Source organism: Pseudonocardia nigra (assembly GCF_019396355.1).
Lineage (GTDB): Bacteria > Actinomycetota > Actinomycetes > Mycobacteriales > Pseudonocardiaceae > Pseudonocardia > Pseudonocardia nigra.
The window spans coordinates 1-17856 of sequence record NZ_JAHKRK010000168.1 but is presented as its reverse complement, the minus strand read 5'-3'; the positions used below and the strand labels follow the sequence as shown (position 1 = coordinate 17856).

Here is a 17856-nt window from a genome sequence, read left to right as displayed (position 1 = left end):
GTCGCGGTGTCCGGTCGGGCAGCAACGGCTCCAGCCGTGCCCACTCCGCGTCGGTCAAGTCGTGGCGATCAAGCACAGAAGAGATCTACCGCAGCCGACCCGCATGATCCACGGGACACGCTCTAGGGCCGGATCGACACCGCCTCGAGAAGAACCTCGGAGAACTCGCTACGCCGGCCGCGCCGCGCGCCTGATGCGCTCCGACTCGGCCCCGATCTCCCACAGCCGGCACGGCCAGGTGGGCGACGCGGTCGTGGGGTAGCGGCATCCGCGGCAGTGCCCGCTGGCGTCGGCGGTGTGCTCGTCGAGGATCTGCCGCAGCTCCGCGGCGGAGAACGTGAACGCGAGGATCTCGGCGATGCTGCGGATCTGGTCGTTCGGCTGCCGCGGTGCCGGGACGCTCGCCATCAGCGCACCTGCCGACCGACGCGGCCACGCAACCGTGCGGATCGCAGTGCGGGGGCGAGCGTCATCGTCCACTGGCGCTGGGGGTGGTTGCCGACCCGGTGGTGACCCCGCCGGAACAGGCGCCGCAGCCCGGCACCGAAGCGCGCCGGCCACCCGCTGCCGTGTGCTGCGCGCGTCGCGGACCAGGGTCCGCTCGGTCTGATCAAGGCGATCATCGCGGTCGCGTGCACGTAGAGCAGTCTGCCGGTCACAGGATGCAGATGCAAATTCAGCTTGCACGCGTGCAGGTGCTCGTGCAGATGCGCTTGCATCTCGCCGCCATCAGTGCAGAGCCCCGCTGGGCGTCGTGATCGTCATCAATTTGCAATAATAAGGAGGCTGACCAGCCGAAATGCGCTCGCGTCGCGTTGGCGAGCACCCAGGACCAGGCGCCGGAGGGACAGCGAGCTCACCGGCAGGCGGCACAATGCATATGCACGTGCAGATGCACGATGGTACTTTGGCACGACGACAACTCGGCAGAAGCGGGGATGATGGACATGCCGAACGAGGTGCACAACGGCTGCCCGGCGACACTGATCCCGGACACCCTCTGGCGGAAGAGCAGCTTCAGCGGCAACCTGGGCAACTGCGTGGAGGTGGCGGCCCTCGACAACGGCGAGGTCGCCCTGCGCAACTCCCGGTTCCCGACCGGGCCGGCGCTGGTTTTCACGCCCGCCGAGTGGTCGGCGTTCGTGGGCGGTGTGGAGAACGGGGAGTTCCCTGCCGCGCCCGCCGACATCTGAACGACCGCGACGACGACGAAGGCCGGGGCCGCTCACGCGAGCGGACCCCGGCCTTCGTCGTCGTCGTCATGTCGTCACATCTCGGCGAGCGCCTTGGACAGCAACTGCCGGGACTTGTCGGGAGTCTCCGCATCGACCATGAGGCGGTCGAGCGCGCGGCTGTACACCTCGATCTCGTCGAGGTTGTCGAGGTAGTGCGCCCCGCTGAGGTGCTCGACGTACACCACGTTGGGCAGTTCCGGCTCCGCGAACCGGAGCAGGGTGAACGAGCCCTCGGCGGCGTATCCGCTCAGGTGGTACGGCACGATCTGCACCGTGATGTTGGGCTGGCGCGAGCATTCGAGCACGTGCTCGAGCTGCTCACGCAGCATCCGCCTGCCGCCGATGGGCCGGTGGAGCACCGACTCGTCCATCACGACCCACAGCTTCGGCGGGTTGACGCCGGTGAGGATCTTCTGCCGCTGCATGCGCACCGCGATGCGACGTTCGACGTCCGGAGTGATGAACTGGGCCCGGCCGCGGGTGGCGATCGCGAGCGCGTACGCCTGGGTCTGGAGCAGGCCGGGCACGAACTGGAGCTCGTAGGCCTGGATCCGGGACGCGGACTCCTCCAGCCCCACGAAGTCCTGGAACCAGCCCGGGGTGACGTCGTTGTACCGGCGCCACCAGCCGGGCTCGTTGGCGTGCTTGACCATGTCGAGGAACGCGGCGCGCTCCTCGGCGTCGGTGATGCCGTAGGTGCTCAGCAGGTCGGTGACGTCACGTTCCTTGAACGCGACCCTGCCGAGCTCGAGGCGGGAGACCTTCGAGTCGGACGCGCGGATGACGTAACCGGCGTCCGCGCGGGAGATGCCCGCCGCCTCCCGCAGGCGCCGCAGCTGGGCGCCGAGAACGATTCGTCGGGCCGTGACTCCGCGTGCGGGCTCACCTCGCGCAGAGGTGGCCTCGGAGTGACCGCTCTCCTCGGCCATCGACTCCTCCCGTGCAGCATCCGACCCGCCAGAAACCGCCGCCTTCCCCCGTGCACAGCAGAAGGATGGCCGCGTCGTGCCCGTCGATGAACGGTACACGTCATTCGCGGTTCGTGAGGCCATGATCCCTACGGTTCAACCCGATCACGGGTTGCCCTACACTCGGCTTGCCGACGTAGGGTCCGGATCCATGATCAACTGAGTAGTGAGGCGACGTATGCCCAGTGCTGAGGCCCCCGCATCCGACGAAGCCGTTCCACCGTACATCGACGTGTCGAAGGCGAGCGTCGCGCGTGTGTACGACGCATTCCTGAACGGCAAGGACAACTACGAGATCGACCGTGAGGTCCTTCGTCGGATCCAGGAGGTGGCGCCGGAGGCCACGCAACTCGGATGGGACAACCGCGAGTTCCTCATCCGCGCTTCGCGCTTCATCGCGAGCCAGACCGGGATCACCCAGTACCTCGACTGCGGCTCCGGGCTGCCGACGGCGGAGAACACCCACCAGGTCGTGCAGCGCCTCCAACCCGACGCCCGCGTCGTGTACGTCGACAACGACCCAGTGGTACTGGCGCACGGTCGCGCGCTGCTCGAGGAGAACGACCAGACGCACCTGATCGCGGCCGACATCTTCGAGCCGAGCCAGGTCCTCGAGAACGAGGTCGTGCGCAGGACGCTCGACTTCTCCGAGCCCATTGCGCTCTACCAGTGCGGCACCATGCACCACTACACCGGTGACCGGTACGCCGAGATCATGACTGCGTACATCGACGCACTGCCCTCGGGCTCCTACGTCGCCCTGAGCCATTTCTTCGACCCGGAGACCACCGAATACAGCGCGCTCGCGCGCAAGATGGAAGAGATCTTCATCCACAGCCCGATGGGCAGTGGCGCATTCCGCACCCGCGCGGAGATCGAGAGCATGCTGGCGGGCCTCGAACTCGTGGATCCCGGACTCGTGCTGTGCGCCGATTGGTGGCCCGACGGGCCGCGTGTGAAGCCGATGGTCCCGGTGCAGCAGTGCATCGTCGGAGCGGTCGGCCGCAAGCCCTGATCGGCGACCCGCACCCCGGCGCGTCCCCGACGTCCGACCCAGTGGGCCCTCACCGGCGAGCTCCCGACCGGTGGGGGCCACTGCCGTCAGGACTCGTCGCGCTGCTGCTCCGCCACGCTCTGGCGCACCTCGTTCATGTCGACGGCCTGAACCTGGCCGATGAGGTCCTCCAACGCCGCTTCCGGCAACGCACCGGGCTCGGCGTAGAGCACCACCCCGTCCCGCACGGCCATCAGCGTCGGGATCGAGGAGATGCCGAACGCCTGTGCCAGTTCGACCTGCGCCTCGGTGTCGACCTTGCCGAACGTGATGTCCCCGTGCCGCTCGGACGCCTTCTCGAAGACGGGCGCGAACTGGCGGCACGGCCCGCACCACTCGGCCCAGAAGTCGACGAGCACGGTGCCGGGCGCCCCGACCGTGTCGTTGAAGTTGTCGGTGGTCAGCTCGATCGTGGCCACTGCGGCCCTCCTGCGTCGTTTCGTCCGTTCCGTCCGGACAACAGCCGGGCTCCGGACGGTGTTCCCCGTGGGGTGCCCCGGGGGCGCAGCGACCAGGCCTTGCCAGGGTGGTCGCCGGCGTCACCATGTACCGCACCTCGCGGGCCGGAGGAGGCCTCCCATGTCGACCACGACCGTCACCGCCGCTGCCGTTCAGGCCGCCCCGATATTCCTCGACCGCGACGCGACGGTCGACAAAGCGGTGCGGCTGATCCGGGAGGCGACCGGGGCCGGCGCTCGCCTGATCGCCTTCCCGGAGGCGTACATCCCGACCTACCCGGACTGGGTGTGGCGCACCACGCCGTGGGCCGACGGACCGGCCCGGTGGTACCAGCGCCTGCTCGACCAGGTCGTCACCATCCCCGGGCCGGTCACCGAGCAGCTCGGCAAGGCGGCGCGATCCGCAGGCGCGTACGTGTCCATGGGCGTGAACGAGCTCGACGGGGCGACGCTCTACAACACCCAGCTGTGGCTCGGCCCCGACGGCGACGTGCTCGCCGCGCACCGCAAGCTGATGCCGACCGGCGGCGAGCGCCTCGTCTGGGGCTACGGCGACGGGTCGACGATGCCGGTGCTCGACACCGCGATCGGCAGGCTCGGCGGGCTGATCTGCTGGGAGAACTACATGCCCCTGGCCCGCTACGCCCTCTACGCCCAGCACATCGACATCCACGTGGCCCCGACGTGGGACAACAGCGAGATGTGGGTGCCCACGATGCGGCACATCGCCAAAGAGGGCCGCATGCACGTCGTCGGGGTCACCTACTGCCTGCGCGGCTCCGACCTCCCCGACGACATCCCGGGCCGCGACGAGGTCTACGGCGGCGCCGACGACTGGCTCGCGCGCGGCAACAGCTGCATCGTCGGTCCGGACGGCGACCTGCTCGCCGGGCCCCTCGAGGGCGAGGAGGGCATCGTGATGGCCGATCTCGACCTCGGCCGGGCACGGGCGGCCCGCCGCCAGTTCGACCCGGTCGGCCCGCCCGGACGTCTTCCGCCTCCAGGTCGACCGGCGGCCGATGCCGGCCGCCACGTTCCTCGACGCGCCCGCCCAGCCGTCGGCGGCGGACCCCCCGGCGGCCGCCGGCGGATGAGCGGGCGGCGACGTCAGAAGTTGCCGCGCCGGGCCTGCTCACGCTCGATCGCCTCGAACAGCGCCTGGAAGTTGCCCTTGCCGAAGCCGAGCGAGCCGTGCCGCTCGATGAGCTCGAAGAACACGGTCGGGCGGTCGCCGATCGGCTTGGTGAAGATCTGCAGCAGGTAGCCGTCCTCGTCGCGGTCGACGAGGATCCCGCGGGACTGCAGCTCCTCGATCGGCACCCGGACCTCCCCGATCCGCGCACGCAGGGCCGGGTCGGTGTAGTACGAGTCCGGGGTGGAGAGGAACTGCACGCCCTTGGACCGCAGCACGTCGACCGTGCGCACGATGTCGTTCGTGGCCAGGGCGAGGTGCTGCGCCCCCGGCCCGGCGTAGAAGTCCAGGTACTCGTCGATCTGCGAGCGCTTCTTCGCGACGGCCGGCTCGTTCAGCGGGAACTTCACGCGGTGGTTGCCGCTGGCCACCACCTTGCTCATCAGCGCCGAGTAGTCGGTGGCGATGTCGTCGCCCACGAACTCGGCCATGTTCGTGAAGCCCATGACGCGGTTGTAGAACTGCACCCACTCGTCCATCCGGCCGAGCTCCACGTTGCCGACCACGTGGTCCAGGGCCTGGAACAGGCGCTTCGGCTCTCCCGCGGGCTTCACGTACCCGGAGCTGCGGGCGACGTAGCCGGGCAGGTACGGGCCGGTGTAGCGGGAGCGGTCGACGAGGCTGTGGCGGGTCTCCCCGTAGGTCGCGATCGCCGCGACCCGCACCGTGCCGTGCTCGTCGGTGACGTCGTGCGGCTCCTCAACCACGGTGGCGCCCTGGGCGCGGGCGTGGGCGATGCAACGGTCGACGTCGGGCACCTCGAGGGCGATGTCGACGATCCCGTCGCCGTGGCGGCGGTGGTGGTCGTGCAGCGGGCTCGCCGGGTCGACCCCGCCCTTGAGCACGAACCGCACCGCGCCCGAACGCAGCACGTACGCGTGGTGGTCGCGGTTGCCGGTCTCGGGCCCGGAGTAGGCGACCAGCTCCATCCCGTACACGTGCTGGTAGTACAGCGCGGCCTGGGTGGCGTTGCCGACGGCCCAGACGACGGCGTCCCAGCCGGTGACCGGGAACGGGTCGGCCTCGGCGTCGTACTCCACCAGGCCGACGAGCTGGCGGAGCTGGTCGAGGTCCAGCTCGGCCAGTCGCTCCTGGTCGGTGAGCGTCTGATCGATACTCATCGCACGGCCTCCTCGGCGTCGGGTCGGGTGGACACCAGGACACCGCGCTCCCGCTATCCTGCGCAAGAGTTACCCCTAGAGCTGGTCCGAGTGCTCAGATTGCCGGGATCGGGCGGCGTAAAGCTGAGCAATCCGACCAGAAGACGGAGGCCCGCGGATGGACGCCCTCGACGTGGACCTGCTGCGCGTGCTGCACGAGAGTCCCCGCATCCCGCTCGTCGAGCTGGCACGGGTGCTCGGCGTGGCCCGCGGCACCGCACAGGCGCGCCTGGACCGGCTGGAGCGGGCGGGGATCATCACCGGGTACGGCCCGGACGTCGACCTGGCCGCCGCGGGGTTCCCGGTGCAGGCGTTCGTGAGCCTGGAGATCGCCCAAGGTGCGCTGGAGGACGTCGCGAGCGAGCTCGCCGCGCTGCCGGCGGTCGTCGAGGCGTACGCGACCACGGGCTCGTCCGACGTGCTGTGCCGGTTGGCCGCGTCCTCCCACGAGGACCTCCAGCAGACGCTCATCGAGCTCAACCGCACCCCGACCGTCGCCCGGTCGACCAGCGTGGTCGTGCTCTCGGAGGTGGTGGCACCGCGCACGCTGCCGCTGTTGGAGGGCAGGCCCCGCACCGCCCCGCGGCGCGCCCCCGCCTACCGGGACGCGCCGTAGCAACCCCGCGACCGAGCGCGAGTCGCCCGAAACAGACACGCGAGTCGCCCGACACAGACCCGCGAGTCGCCCGAAACAGACACGCGAGTCGCCCGAAACAGACACGCGAGTCGCCCGGAACTGACGTGTGAGTCGCCCCGAACGTCTCGCGAGTCCCCCGGGACCCGGCAGGCTCGGCCGGCGGAGCGACTCCCCGTGTCGAGAACTGGCGACTCGCGTGTCGACGACGGGCAACTCAGGTGTTCAGAACAGGCGACTCACGTGTCCAGAACGGGCGACTCACGTGTCCAGAACGGGCGACTCACGTGTCCAGAACGGGCGACTCACGTGTCCAGAACGGGCGACTCGCCGCCCGGGACGGGCGACTCGCGTGTCCGAAACGGGCGACTCGCGTGTCCGAACGGGCGACTCGCGTGTCGGTCGTGCTCAGGAGGTCGCGGCGGCGTGGGTCGCGGCGAGCGTGCAGTAGACCTCGGCGTTGGTGAGGATCGAGGCACGCTCGTCGTCGGACAGCTCGCGGCGGACCTTGCCCGGCACCCCCGCGACGAGCGACCCGGACGGCACCTCGGTGCCCTCCAGCACCACCGCGCCTGCCGCGATCAGCGAGCCGGCCCCGATCCGGGCGCCGTTCAGCACCACCGCGCCCATCCCGATCAGCACGTCGTCGCCGATCGTGCAGCCGTGCAGCACCGCCCGGTGCCCCACGCTGACCCCCGTCCCGATCGTGACGGGGTAGCCGGGATCGGCGTGCACGACGCTGCCGTCCTGGATGTTGCTGCGGGCGCCCACCGTGATGGTGTCCATGTCCGCGCGCAGCACCGAGCAGTACCAGATGCTGGCCCGCTCGGCGACGGCCACGCGGCCGGCGAGCACGGTCGAGGGCGCCACCCACGCCTCGGCGTGCACCTGTGGGCCGGCACCGTTGATCACGATGTGGGGATTGCTCACGGGCTTCCTCCCGATCCGAGTTGCGCGAACGGCACGTTCGCACAATAGGTTCGGACGAAAGTGCCGTTCGATCAGCTACCTCCTTGCACCCTCAGCCCCGCGACCCGTGTCCCTCGCCGCGCCCGTCACGCCCGCACCTCCTCGGCCAGCAGCCCGCGGCGTTGCAGCACCGCGACCCCCAGCGCCCCGGCCAGCCCGACACCGAGCAGGACGGCGGCGGGGGCCGACCGCGCGTCCGGCAGGTCGATCAGGGCGCCGACGAGTGCGGCCACCGCGGCCGTGACGATCGCGGACACCCCGTAGAAGGCGCCGTAGTAGGTCCCGACGAGCCGCTCGCTGCCCACCACCGGCAGTAGCTGCATCGTGAACGGGTTCGTGATCGCCGTGCCCAGGGTGAGCACGGCCGTGCCGGCGAGCACCGGGACCGCCGCGCCCCAGCCCGCGGCCGCCACGGTGAGCGGCGCCGCCACCAGCAGCGGGAGGAACCCGGCGCCCATCGTGGTCAGCCCGACGGCGACCGCGGTGCCCGCGCTCCAGCGGGCCCGGCACCACGCGGTGATCGGGATCTGCAGCGCGATCCCCACCACCGTCGACACCACGAACACCGCCCCGACCGCGGCCGCCGACCCCGTCACCCGTTCCGCCTCCAGTGGCAGCAGGAGGTACAGCTGGTGGTACAGCGCGAAGTACGCCGAGCCGCACAGTGTGAACGCGAGGAACCGGCGGTTGCGCAGCACCTCGCCCCAGCTGCCGAGCACCCCGCGCTCGGCGCGCGGCACGTCCTGCGCGGGCAGCACGAGCACCTGCGCGACGGTCAGCACGGCGAACACGCCGCACGCCACGAGCGCGGCGAGCCGGAAGTCCACGGCGAGCAGCAGCGTGCCGAGCAGCGGCCCCACCAGCGCGCCGGCGTGCGCCGCGACGCCGAACACCGCGAACACCTCCGCGCGGCGGCCGCCCGCCTCGTGGCTGAGGTAGGTCCGCACGGCGGGGTTGAACAGCGCCCCGGCCAGCCCGGTCAGCGTAACCGCCACGACGATCCCGGGCAGCGCCGTCACGGTCGCGAGCAGCCCGAACGCGACGACGCGGAGCGCGCAGCCGAGGACGATCACCGGCCGGCAGTCGAGCCGGTCCGCCGCGGTGCCGCCGAGCAGGAACAGTCCCTGCTGGGCGAGCGTGCGGACGCCGAGGACGAGGCCGACCACCGCCGTCGCATACCCCAGGTCGTCGCGCAGGTAGCCGGCCAGGAACGGCAGCACCAGGTAGAAGCCGACGTTGATGCCGAACTGGTTGACGACCAGCAGCCGCGCCGCGGGCGACAGCTCCCGCAGCGTCCTCACGCGACGCGCGCGTCCAGCGGCAGTTCGAAGTGGACGGTGGCGAACCGCGCGTCGCGCTCGTCGCCCCGGTCGTCCCGGATCTCGACGACGGGCAGCGAGCGCCAGAACGGCTCGGCCGCCGGCACGTTCGCGTTGGTGTGCAGGTAGATCACGCGGTAGCCGCCGTCGGCCCGCACGAACTCCTGGCAGGCGGCGACGAGGCGGCGGGCGAGCCCGGCCCGCCGGTGCTCGGGCCGCGTCGCCACCCGCAGCAGCTGGGCGACGGCCTGCCGGTCCGCGTACCGGCGCGCGAGTTCCTCGGGGTGCGGCGGGCAGTTCGGGCCGCCGACGCGGATCGCCGCGGTCGCCACCACCTTCTCGTCCGGGGTGACCGCCACGAACATCGCCTGCCGCGGATTGTCCACGTAGGTCTCGACCGGCCGGTCGAGGTCCCAGTGCCACTGCGGCTGGTAGCCGTAGCCGAGGTCGTGGTCGGCGGTGTGCAGCACCACCTCGCGCGCCCCGCCCAGGTCGTCCGCGCTCAACGCCCGCCGGATCGTGTAGCCCGTCATCGTTCTCCTCCGGTGTCAGCCGACCGCCACGGCGAGCGGGTCGGCGGGGTAGGCGGCCAGCAGCGCCCGCGTCTGCGGGTGCCCGGCGCCCGTGCGCAGCCGGGACGTCGGCAGGTCCTCGACGATCCGGCCGCCCTCCAGCACGGCGACCCGGTCGCAGAGCCGCTCCAGCACGTGCAGGTCGTGCGACACGACGAGCGCGCTCATCCCGTGCTCGGTGACGACGTCGGAGAGCAGGGCGAGCACCTCGGCCTGCAACGTCACGTCCAGCGCCGAGGCGGGCTCGTCGGCGACGAGCAGCCGGGGCCGCACGGCCAGCGCGCGGGCGACCGCGACCCGCTGGCACTGCCCGGTGGACAGCTCGCCGGGCCTGCGGTGGCCGAGGCCCCCGAGCCCGACCTGTTCGAGCAGCTCGGCGGCCCGGACCCGCCGGGACGCGCGGTCGCCGACGCGGTGGAAGTCGAGCGGGTCGGCGACGAGCTGGGCAGCGGTCCGCCAGGGGTTCAGCGACGCCCGCGGGTCCTGCGGGACGAGCTGCGTGGTGCGCCGCGCCGCCGTCCAGCCGCTGCGCAGCGGGTCGACGCCGCCGAGCCGCAGCTCACCGGCGTCCGGGGGCTCGAGGCCGGTGAGGCAGCGCAGCAGTGTCGTCTTGCCGCCGCCGCTGCGCCCGATCACGCCCACCACCTCGCCGTCGGCGACGTCGAGGTCGACGCCGGCGAGCACCGGCCCGGTCCGGGGGTAGGCCTTGGCCAGGCCGCGCACCCGTAGCGCGGTCGGCAGGCCGGGCGCGGGCGCCGGGCGGGTGCGCGGCGGCAGCGCCCACGGGACGTTGCGCACCAATGTGCGGGCGGCGTCCGTCCCGGGGTCGCCGAGCACGCGCGCGGGTGAGCCGGTCTCGACGACCCGGCCGCCGTCGAGGACGATCACCCGGTCGGCCAGCGCGGCCGCCACGCTCACGTCGTGTGTCACGAGCACCACGCCCGCGCCCCCCGCGGCGCGCTCGCGCAGCCGCGCGGTCAGCTCCTCGCGGGCCGGTCCGTCCAGCGCGGTCGTGGGCTCGTCCGCGAGCAGGACGGCGGGGCGTCCCGCCATCGCGAGGGCCAACCCCACCCGCTGTGCCATCCCGCCGCTCAGCTCGTACGCGCGGCGGGCGGCCACCGGGGCGGGGTCGGCGAACCCGCTGCGCGCGAGCAGCGGGTGGACCTCGGCCGGGTCCACCGCCACCTCACGAACGAGGGAACCGACGCGCCGCAGCGGCGTGAGGGCGAGCGCGGGGTCCTGGAACACCATGCCGATCTCGCGGCCGCGCACGCCACCCCAGCCGCCCGGGCCCGGGAGCGGCGCACCGCGCAGGAGCATCCGCTGCGCCCGCACCCGGCCGGGCTCGGGCACCAGCCCCAGCAGTGCCCGCAGCAAGGTGCTCTTGCCCGATCCGCTGCCGCCGAGCACCACGAGCACCTCGCCCGCGACCACGTCGAGGTCGACGCCGGAGAGCACGGCGCGGCCGCGGTAGTCCACCGACAGCCCACGCACCTCGAGCAGGTTCACACGCTCACCACCTGGGTCGACCGGTCGAGGACGTCGCGCAGCCCTCGCCGATGCAGGTCAGCGCGAGCACCGTGACGAGTACGGCGAGCCCCGGCCCGAGCACGAGGTGCGGGTGCGCCAGCGCGGCCCCGCGGGCCTCGGCGAGCATCGCGCCCCACTCCGCGGTGGGCGGCTGGGCGCCCATCCCGAGGAAGCTCAGCCCGGCGACCGTCGCGATGAGCTGACCGGCCTCCACGGCGGCGAGCACGCCCAGCGGTCCGACCAGGCGCGGGCGGACCTCCGTGCGCAGCAGGTGGCCCCGGGACGCGCCCAGGGCCCGGGCGGCCACGGCGGACGGCTCGGCGAGCGCCGAGCGCACCAGCGACCGCGACAGCCGGGCGAACGGCGCCCACCAGACCAGCAGCGCGCCGCCGAGCACCGTGGTCAATGACGGGCCGCGGAGCCCGACGAACGCGAGGATGACGATCACGGCCGGGAACGCGACGACCGTGTCGATCACGCGCCGGCCGAGGTCGTCCAGGCGCGGGCCGGCGATGCCGACGGCGGCGCCGAGGACCGTGCCGATCACGATGATCGTGAGCATGGTCGCGCCGGTGAGCAGCAGCGTCTGCCGGCCGCCGTGCAGCACGCGGGAGGCGTAGTCACGGCCGAACCGGTCGGTGCCCAGCCAGTGCGCGCCGCCGGGTGCGGCCAGCCGCGGCCCCACCTGCTGCGCCGTGGGGTCGTACCCGGCGAGCAGCGGCGCGGCCAGCGAAACGAGCACGACCAGGCCGAGCAGGACCGTTCCCGCGGCGAGGAGGCTGCGGCCGCGGCCGCCGGCACGCATGCGGGAGGCCCGCAGCACGGTCGCCGTCATGCGACCGCCTCCGCCCTGGCCTCGCCGCGCGGGTCGAGCAGTCGCTGGGCGAGATCGACGCCGCGGTTGACCAGCACCACGAGCGCGGTCGCGAGCACCACGTAGGCCTGCACCACCGGGTAGTCCTGCGCGGCGATCGCGTCGACGGCGTAGAGCCCGATCCCGGGCCAGGAGAACACCGCCTCGGTGATGATCGAGCCGGTCACCAGCGACGCGAACGCAAGCCCGCCGAGCGTCAGCACCGGGCTCACGGCGGGCCGCAGGACGTGCCGCAGCAGCGCGCGGCCCGGGGAGGCGCCGCGCGCCAGCGCCGCCACCGCGTACAGCCTGCCGCGCTCGGCGATCAGCGAGGCCCGCAGCACCCGCGACATCGTCGGCGAGATCGCCACGCCCAGCACGAGCGCCGGGAGCCAGATCCGCTCCGCGGTCGCGCGGCCGGCCACCGGGTAGTCGACGAGGCCGGTGAACACCTGCAGCGCGAGCGTCCCGAGCAGGAAGGACGGCACGGCGATCGTCAGCAGGGTGGCCACGCGCACCACGTGGTCGGTGGCCGCGCCCGGGCGTCGGCTGGCGAGCAGCGCCAGTCCACCGCCGACGACGAGCGCCACCGCGAAGCCCAGCAGCCCCAGCGCGAGGCTGGCCGGCAGCCGGTCGAGCATCTCGCCGAGCACCGGGCGCTGGGAGAGGTAGGAGACGCCCCAGTCGCCCGTCAGCATGCGCCCAAGCCACCGGACGTACTGCTCGGCCAGCGGGCGGTCCAGCCCCAGCTCGGCGAGGCGCTCGGCCCGGATGCGCGCCTCGTCGGCCTCCGTCAGCCCGACGCCGCCCGCCTCGCCCAGCTGGACGTCGACGGGGTCGCCCGGGGCGGTGCGGATCAGCGCGAACACCAGCACGGACGCCACGAGCAGCACGGCGGCCGCGCCGGCGACCGCGCGTCCGACCCGGGCGCCCATCAGCCGGCGAGCGCGTAGCCGGCCCGGACCAGGTTCTCGTACTGCAGCGGGTGCGGCACGAACCCGGAGAGGCGGTCGGACACGGCGGTGGCCTGCGGGCGCGGGTGCACCGGGATCGCCGGGACGACCTCGGCCATCAGCGCGTTGAGCTCCAGGATCGCCGCGGTGCGCTCCGCCTCGGTGGCCGCCGCGTTGGCGCGGTCGATCAGCGGCTGCGCCTCGGGCACCCGGTAACCGCCGTAGTTGCCCGACCCGCCCTCGCCGATCTGCACGGACATCAGGCTCGGGACGTTGCCCAGCGTGGTGAACGCGGCCGTCTGGGCGTCCCAGTCCCCGCGCTCCCGCGCCTGCTGCACGAGCGCGTTGTCCACGTAGGACAGGTCCACGGTGACGCCGAGCGCGTCCCACTGCGCCTGCAGGACCTCGCCGGTGGCCTGCTCGGTGCCCCAGGTCTGCAGGCGGAACCGCAGCGGCTGCCCGTCCTTGCTGCTGCTGCGGCGCCCGTCCGGGCCGAGCACCCAGCCGGCCTCGTCGAGCAGCCGGGCGGCGAGGTCGGGATCGTGGCGGGGGTAGCCCTGCTCGTCGGCCTGCGGGTAGGCCGGGTTGGACGCGAGCCAGCTCCCCGCGGGCTCCGACAGACCCTCCCCCGCGATCTCCGCGACCTGCGCCCGGTCCACGGCCCACGCCAGCGCCTGCCGCACCCGCTGGTCGGCGAGCGCGGGGGCGGCCGGGGACGCCGGGTTGAGGTAGACAGCGACCGTGTTGGCGGCGGGCGCGCCCTGCAAGGTCAGCCCGTCGGCCGCCTCGAGCTGGGCGACCGCGTCGCTCGGCAGCAGGTCGACGACGTCGGCCTGACCGGAGAGCGCCACCTGCACGCGTGACTGCGCGTCCGTGACCTGCCGCACCACGATCCGCTCCACGGTCGGCGCGGCCCCCCACCAGCCCGGGTTGCGCTCCAGCGTGAGCTCGCGCTCCGAGGTGAAGCCGGTGACCCGGAACGGTCCGGTCAGGTCGGCCTCCTCCGCGGGGCCGGTGAGCCCCTCGTACGCGGCGACGTTGTGCACCTGCAGCTCGTAGTGCGCGAGCGTGAAGTCGAGGAACGGCGCGGGCGCGTCGGTCTCGAAGACCAGCGTCCGTACGCCGGAGGCGCTGACGCGCACGCCGTCCAGGAGGTTGGCCGCCAGCGCGTTGTGCTCCCGGGACCGTTCGAGCGACGCCTGGACGGCGGCGGCGTCGACCGGGGCGCCGCTGTGGAACGCGGCCCCCTCGCGCAGCACCACGGTCCAGGCGTTCGGCGCGGTCTGCTGCACCGACTCGGCGAGCTCCGGCGCCACCGTGCCGTCCGGCTGGATCTTGGCGAGCGACTCACCCGCCCCGAACGAGCGCAGGTAGCTCGTGACCAGCGACTCGGCGGGGTCGAGCCCGGCGTTGATCTTCGAGACGGCGAGCGTGAGCGTGCCCGGGTCGCCGCCCGTGCCCGCCGATGCGCCCCCGGAACAGGCGGTGACGACGCCCATGAGGGCGACGGCGGCCAGGGTCAGCAGTCTGCGCACGGGAACACGCTCCGTTCGGGACCGGCGGCGCGGGCGTCACCCGCGCGTGGACGGACGGCCGGGAACGGCCGCGATCGATGCCGGAGCGTAGACGATAACGATTTTCATAAGCAAGCTAGGTGCGCGAGCTGTCGCCTCCCTGCGTCCGAGTCGGACCGTCAGCCCTGCGTCCGGGGGGCGTCCGCGTCCCGCGCCTCCGGCAGCAGCGTGCTGATGACGACGAGCACCACGCCGACGGTGAGGAGCGCGTCCGGCAGGTTGAACGTGGGGAACCAGCCGGTGTGGAAGTAGTCGGTGACGGCGGCGTCGAGCGCGCGGTTGACCAGGTTCGTCACCGCACCCGCGACGACCCCGGCGAGCCCGAGCAGCCCGATGAGCGGGACGGCCGGCACCGTGAACCAGGCGTAGACCGCGATCGCGAGCGTCACCGCGCCGGTGACACCGAGGACCACGCCGGTGGGCAGGCCCGCGCCGAGGCTGAAGGCCACGCCGGTGTTGTAGGTGAGGCGCAGCTGCAGCAGCCCGAGGTCGACGGCCCGGCCGTCGGCCAGCAGGCCCTCGACCACCTCCTTGGTCACCCACGCGAGCGCGACCAGGCCGACCACCAGGACGGCGAAGAGGGCGCGGCGGCGCGGTCGGGAGGGAGTGGTCACGGGCGGGCACCTCGGCTTCGACGGGGGATGGGCTCTCGCCATCATGCCGACACGCGGGCTCAGGCCGACTCGCCTGCCAGAACCCGCCGACTCGCGTGTCGGATTCGGGCGACTCGCTCACCTCGGCGAGTCGCCCGGTTTCGCCACCTCGACCTGCAGGTCCAAGGCCAGGTCGGGCCCGAGGAGCAGCTCCGCGTCCCGGCGGGCCAGCAACTGCGCTGCCACGACGGCGGGCAGCTTCGCCCTCGCCCGGAACCCCGCCCGGCCGTCGGCCCCGGCCGTGGGCCCGGCCAGCGCGAACGTCAGCCGCTCGGCCCCGCGGCGCGTCGTGAGGACGCCGTCGAGCCGCCAGCGCCCCGGCGTGGGGAGCGCCCGCAGCGCGGTGGACCGGTAGGTGAGCACCGGATGCGCGGCGGCGTCGACGAGCCCTGCAGCGGTGAGGATGCGGTCCCACCGCGGGCTGCCGCTGGTGAGCGACCCGGTGCGGATCTCCGCCACCACAGCGCTGCGTTCCGGTTCCGCTGCGACGTCCACGTGCCCGCGCACGTCGGTGAACCGGCCGCGCACGGTCGCCAGGCCGCCGATGCGCACGGCAACGCCGAGGTGCGAGCGGCGCGCGTCCACGACCCAGCGACCGGTCGGCAGCCCGAGGGACCGGACGGGGGCGGCGGTGGTCGTCGTCATGGGGAGATGCTCGCGCCGAACGAGCCCGCGTTACCTCCCTCGCACGGGGGACGGGGCTCCCCGACGGGTGGGAACATCGTGCTCGTGACCCGGCTGTCGGTGGCGATCCGCCCGCCGGCCGCGGTCGTCGCGACGCTCGCGGCGCTGCCGCGGCCACCGCAGCCACGCGTCACGTGGTCGGCGCCCGAGCAGTGGCTCGTGAAGCTGCGCCCGCTCGGGCACGTGCCCGCCGACCTCGTCGCACCGTTGACCGACGCGCTGACCGCCGAGCTCGCCGACGTCCCGCCGGCGCGGTGCGCGCTCGGCCCCGCCACCGAACGGCTGGCCGGGCAGTGGCTGGGTGCGCCCGTGGCCGGGCTGGACGACCTCGGCGCCGTCGTGTTCGACGCCACCGTCGGCCTGGTGCCCGTCACGCACCCCCAGCCGTTCCGGGCCGACGTCGTGCTGGCCCGTGGCCGGGTGCCCGCCGCCCTCGCCGGCGCGCCGATCGCTGCGGAGTGGGTGGCCGACCGGGCGCTGCTGGTGGCGGACCGGTCGGCGCCGGGCCGGGTGCGGCTGGACGACTGGCGGAGTTCGTGCTGCGGAGCTGAGCCCGGATTTCCCGGAACGGCCCCGCGAACGGGGTGCTCCTCCGTACCGTCCGCCGCATGGACGGGCAACAGTGGCTGACCTCCTACCAGGAGCGGTTGCGGGACATCCGGGCGCGCACGACAGCCGCCCAACGGGCGCTGGCCGAGGTCAGCGGCACGGCGACGAGCCGGGACGGGGCGGTCACCGTCACCGTGACCCCGGGCGGGGCGCTGCAGCAGATCACCTTCGCCGAGCGGGCCGACGACCTGACGCGCGCACAGCTCGCGGCCGCGGTGCTGGCCACCGCCCGGCAGGCGCAGGCCGAGGCGGCGCGGTCGGCCGCCGACGCCGTGGCGCCGGTCCTCGGCGCCGACAGCGAGGCGATGGCGGTGCTCCGGTCCCACTTCGGTGCACCCGAGCTCCTCCGATGAGCGGCGGTTTCCGGGTGCTCGGCTCGGATCTGGCCGGGCACGCGGCGCAGGTGGAGGAGCTGGCCGAGCGGATGCGGCGGGCCGCCGATGCCGGTCGGCCGCTCGACCGCGACGCCTACGGGATCGTCGGGCAGGTGTTCGCCGAGCCGGCCGCCGACTCCACCCGGAGCGCGTCGGAGTCGATCGGAGTCCTCGCCGACGTCACCGCGGCGTTCGCCGCCGGGCTGCGGGCCACGAGCGCCGACTACCGCGACGCCGAGCACGGCAACGCCACCCGGTTCGGAGCGCCCCGATGAGCAGCCCCCTGACCGTCGAGCCTGAACACGAGGACGCCCAGCCGCTCAACTGGGAGGGCGCGGGGGCCGCGTCGAGCTGGGCCGACCTGAACAAGGCCCTGGCCGCCGACCAGGTCGACCCGGTGCAGGTCGCGTTCGCGGCGGCGGGCGCCGGCCTCGACACCCTGGGCGCCGTGGCGTGGCCGCTGGACTCGTTGCTCGAGGCCGGGTTCGGCTGGCTCATCGAGCACGTGTGGTTCCTGCACGAGCCGCTCGACGCCCTGGCGGGCGACCCCACGCAGATCACCGCGCAGGCACAGACGTGGCACAACGTGGGCGTCGAGCTGGGCGAGATCGCCGCCGAGCACCGTGCGCAGGCCGCCGCCCTGCCCGGCTGGGAGGGCGCGGCGGGCGACGCCTACCGCACCGCGGTCACCGGGCTCACCGGGGCGACGGACCGCACCGCGGCCGATGCGGACCAGCTCGCGCAGCTGATCCTCACGACGGGGGCGCTCGTCGGCACCGAACGCGCGCTGATCCGGGATCTGATCGCCGAGTTCGCCGCCAAGGCCGTTCAGGTGGCCATCGGCTACGGCCTCGCCGCGCTGGTAACCGCGGGCGGCGCACTGGGCTATCTCGCGATCCGAATCATCGTGTCGGCGCTCGAGCTGGCCGAGACCATCGCCCGCCGGATCTCCGACCTGCTCGACGCCCTCGCCGCTGCCGGGGGCACCGCCGCCCAGCTCAGCGAGGCGATCCGGGACACCGCGGCCCAGGTGCGGGCCGCGGCGCCCGGCCTGCGCGCGGCCGC

20 protein-coding genes and 1 pseudogene are annotated in these 17856 nt (G+C 73.5%); 8 read left to right on the top strand and 13 right to left on the bottom strand.

Going from position 1 to position 17856, the window contains the following annotated elements; all coding sequences use genetic code 11:
- Positions 1-168: 168 nt before the first annotated feature.
- Positions 169-408, bottom strand: coding sequence for a hypothetical protein (locus tag KME75_RS30085; RefSeq protein WP_219418280.1), 240 nt, complete (start codon positions 406-408; stop codon positions 169-171).
- Between the two features lie 539 nt (positions 409-947).
- Between KME75_RS30085 and KME75_RS30080 the strand changes: the two genes are divergently transcribed.
- On the top strand, positions 948-1193 hold the full coding sequence (locus tag KME75_RS30080) for a DUF397 domain-containing protein (protein ID WP_219418279.1): 246 nt from the start codon (positions 948-950) through the stop codon (positions 1191-1193).
- 74 nt (positions 1194-1267) lie between these two features.
- Here the strand turns inward: KME75_RS30080 and KME75_RS30075 are convergent, their stop codons facing one another.
- Positions 1268-2164, bottom strand: coding sequence for a Sco1979 family transcriptional regulator (locus KME75_RS30075; protein ID WP_219418277.1), 897 nt, complete (start codon positions 2162-2164; stop codon positions 1268-1270).
- Positions 2165-2381: 217 nt separating this feature from the next.
- Between KME75_RS30075 and KME75_RS30070 the strand changes: the two genes are divergently transcribed.
- Positions 2382-3218 carry an SAM-dependent methyltransferase gene (locus KME75_RS30070; protein ID WP_219418276.1) on the top strand — a complete coding sequence of 279 codons (837 nt, stop codon included), beginning with the start codon at positions 2382-2384 and terminating at the stop codon, positions 3216-3218.
- Positions 3219-3304: 86 nt separating this feature from the next.
- Here KME75_RS30070 and trxA read toward each other — a convergent pair whose 3' ends face one another.
- A complete protein-coding gene (trxA, locus tag KME75_RS30065; protein ID WP_219418275.1) occupies positions 3305-3676 on the bottom strand; it encodes a thioredoxin in 372 nt (123 codons plus the stop codon).
- A 160-nt stretch (positions 3677-3836) separates the two neighbouring features.
- On the opposite strand from trxA, the pseudogene KME75_RS43875 reads away from it, so the two are divergent.
- A pseudogene (locus KME75_RS43875) lies at positions 3837-4616 on the top strand (carbon-nitrogen hydrolase family protein); the annotation flags it as partial.
- Positions 4617-4822: 206 nt separating this feature from the next.
- On the opposite strand, the gene hppD reads toward KME75_RS43875, so the two are convergent.
- The gene (hppD, locus tag KME75_RS30060; protein WP_219418274.1) at positions 4823-6028 is read right to left on the bottom strand and encodes a 4-hydroxyphenylpyruvate dioxygenase; all 1206 of its coding nucleotides are present in this window, start codon (positions 6026-6028) and stop codon (positions 4823-4825) included.
- A 157-nt stretch (positions 6029-6185) separates the two neighbouring features.
- On the opposite strand from hppD, the gene KME75_RS30055 reads away from it, so the two are divergent.
- Complete coding sequence (locus tag KME75_RS30055; RefSeq protein WP_219418273.1) at positions 6186-6683, top strand: Lrp/AsnC family transcriptional regulator; 498 nt, start codon at positions 6186-6188, stop codon at positions 6681-6683.
- A 426-nt stretch (positions 6684-7109) separates the two neighbouring features.
- Here KME75_RS30055 and KME75_RS30050 read toward each other — a convergent pair whose 3' ends face one another.
- From KME75_RS30050 to KME75_RS30010, 9 genes are all read right to left on the bottom strand, one after another.
- The gene (locus KME75_RS30050) at positions 7110-7631 is read right to left on the bottom strand and encodes a gamma carbonic anhydrase family protein (RefSeq protein ID WP_308283229.1); all 522 of its coding nucleotides are present in this window, start codon (positions 7629-7631) and stop codon (positions 7110-7112) included.
- Between the two features lie 125 nt (positions 7632-7756).
- Complete coding sequence (locus tag KME75_RS30045; protein ID WP_219418272.1) at positions 7757-8971, bottom strand: MFS transporter; 1215 nt, start codon at positions 8969-8971, stop codon at positions 7757-7759.
- Positions 8968-9522, bottom strand: coding sequence for a GNAT family N-acetyltransferase (locus tag KME75_RS30040; RefSeq protein ID WP_219418271.1), 555 nt, complete (start codon positions 9520-9522; stop codon positions 8968-8970). Before KME75_RS30040 ends, KME75_RS30045 begins: the two co-directional genes overlap by 4 nt.
- Before the next feature lie 15 nt (positions 9523-9537).
- Positions 9538-11070, bottom strand: a complete 1533-nt coding sequence (locus KME75_RS30035; protein ID WP_219418270.1) for an ABC transporter ATP-binding protein — start codon at positions 11068-11070, stop codon at positions 9538-9540.
- Between the two features lie 4 nt (positions 11071-11074).
- On the bottom strand, positions 11075-11926 hold the full coding sequence (locus KME75_RS30030) for an ABC transporter permease (protein WP_219418269.1): 852 nt from the start codon (positions 11924-11926) through the stop codon (positions 11075-11077).
- The gene (locus KME75_RS30025) at positions 11923-12879 is read right to left on the bottom strand and encodes an ABC transporter permease (RefSeq protein ID WP_219418268.1); all 957 of its coding nucleotides are present in this window, start codon (positions 12877-12879) and stop codon (positions 11923-11925) included. The genes KME75_RS30030 and KME75_RS30025 overlap by 4 nt, the downstream gene beginning before the upstream one ends.
- Entirely contained in the window at positions 12879-14432 is a 1554-nt protein-coding gene (locus tag KME75_RS30020) for an ABC transporter substrate-binding protein (protein ID WP_219418267.1), read from the bottom strand. The genes KME75_RS30025 and KME75_RS30020 overlap by 1 nt, the downstream gene beginning before the upstream one ends.
- 158 nt (positions 14433-14590) lie before the next feature.
- Positions 14591-15085: a signal peptidase II gene (locus KME75_RS30015; protein ID WP_308283228.1), complete on the bottom strand. Its 495-nt coding sequence runs from the start codon at positions 15083-15085 to the stop codon at positions 14591-14593.
- Positions 15086-15202: 117 nt separating this feature from the next.
- Positions 15203-15769: a YceI family protein gene (locus KME75_RS30010; RefSeq protein ID WP_219418266.1), complete on the bottom strand. Its 567-nt coding sequence runs from the start codon at positions 15767-15769 to the stop codon at positions 15203-15205.
- Between the two features lie 84 nt (positions 15770-15853).
- On the opposite strand from KME75_RS30010, the gene KME75_RS30005 reads away from it, so the two are divergent.
- The 4 genes from KME75_RS30005 to KME75_RS29990 all read left to right on the top strand — a co-directional run.
- Entirely contained in the window at positions 15854-16438 is a 585-nt protein-coding gene (locus KME75_RS30005; RefSeq protein WP_219418265.1) for a hypothetical protein, read from the top strand.
- Positions 16417-16770, top strand: a complete 354-nt coding sequence (locus KME75_RS30000) for a YbaB/EbfC family nucleoid-associated protein (RefSeq protein ID WP_219418264.1) — start codon at positions 16417-16419, stop codon at positions 16768-16770. Before KME75_RS30005 ends, KME75_RS30000 begins: the two co-directional genes overlap by 22 nt.
- Complete coding sequence (locus KME75_RS29995; RefSeq protein ID WP_219418263.1) at positions 16767-17066, top strand: type VII secretion target; 300 nt, start codon at positions 16767-16769, stop codon at positions 17064-17066. The genes KME75_RS30000 and KME75_RS29995 overlap by 4 nt, the downstream gene beginning before the upstream one ends.
- Positions 17063-17856: WXG100-like domain-containing protein (locus tag KME75_RS29990; protein WP_443690186.1), on the top strand; the 794-nt coding region annotated here is incomplete at its 3' end. The genes KME75_RS29995 and KME75_RS29990, both read left to right, overlap by 4 nt.

Coding starts and splice junctions, on each gene's coding strand:
- KME75_RS30000 (WP_219418264.1), top strand. CDS start 16,417: ATGGACGGGCAACAGTGGCTGACCTCCTACCAGGAGCGGTTGCGGGAC.
- KME75_RS30030 (WP_219418269.1), bottom strand. CDS start 11,926: ATGACGGCGACCGTGCTGCGGGCCTCCCGCATGCGTGCCGGCGGCCGC.
- hppD (WP_219418274.1), bottom strand. CDS start 6,028: ATGAGTATCGATCAGACGCTCACCGACCAGGAGCGACTGGCCGAGCTG.
- KME75_RS30025 (WP_219418268.1), bottom strand. CDS start 12,879: ATGGGCGCCCGGGTCGGACGCGCGGTCGCCGGCGCGGCCGCCGTGCTG.
- KME75_RS30070 (WP_219418276.1), top strand. CDS start 2,382: ATGCCCAGTGCTGAGGCCCCCGCATCCGACGAAGCCGTTCCACCGTAC.
- KME75_RS30040 (WP_219418271.1), bottom strand. CDS start 9,522: ATGACGGGCTACACGATCCGGCGGGCGTTGAGCGCGGACGACCTGGGC.
- KME75_RS30080 (WP_219418279.1), top strand. CDS start 948: ATGCCGAACGAGGTGCACAACGGCTGCCCGGCGACACTGATCCCGGAC.
- KME75_RS30010 (WP_219418266.1), bottom strand. CDS start 15,769: ATGACGACGACCACCGCCGCCCCCGTCCGGTCCCTCGGGCTGCCGACC.
- KME75_RS30075 (WP_219418277.1), bottom strand. CDS start 2,164: ATGGCCGAGGAGAGCGGTCACTCCGAGGCCACCTCTGCGCGAGGTGAG.
- KME75_RS30055 (WP_219418273.1), top strand. CDS start 6,186: ATGGACGCCCTCGACGTGGACCTGCTGCGCGTGCTGCACGAGAGTCCC.
- KME75_RS29995 (WP_219418263.1), top strand. CDS start 16,767: ATGAGCGGCGGTTTCCGGGTGCTCGGCTCGGATCTGGCCGGGCACGCG.
- KME75_RS30085 (WP_219418280.1), bottom strand. CDS start 408: ATGGCGAGCGTCCCGGCACCGCGGCAGCCGAACGACCAGATCCGCAGC.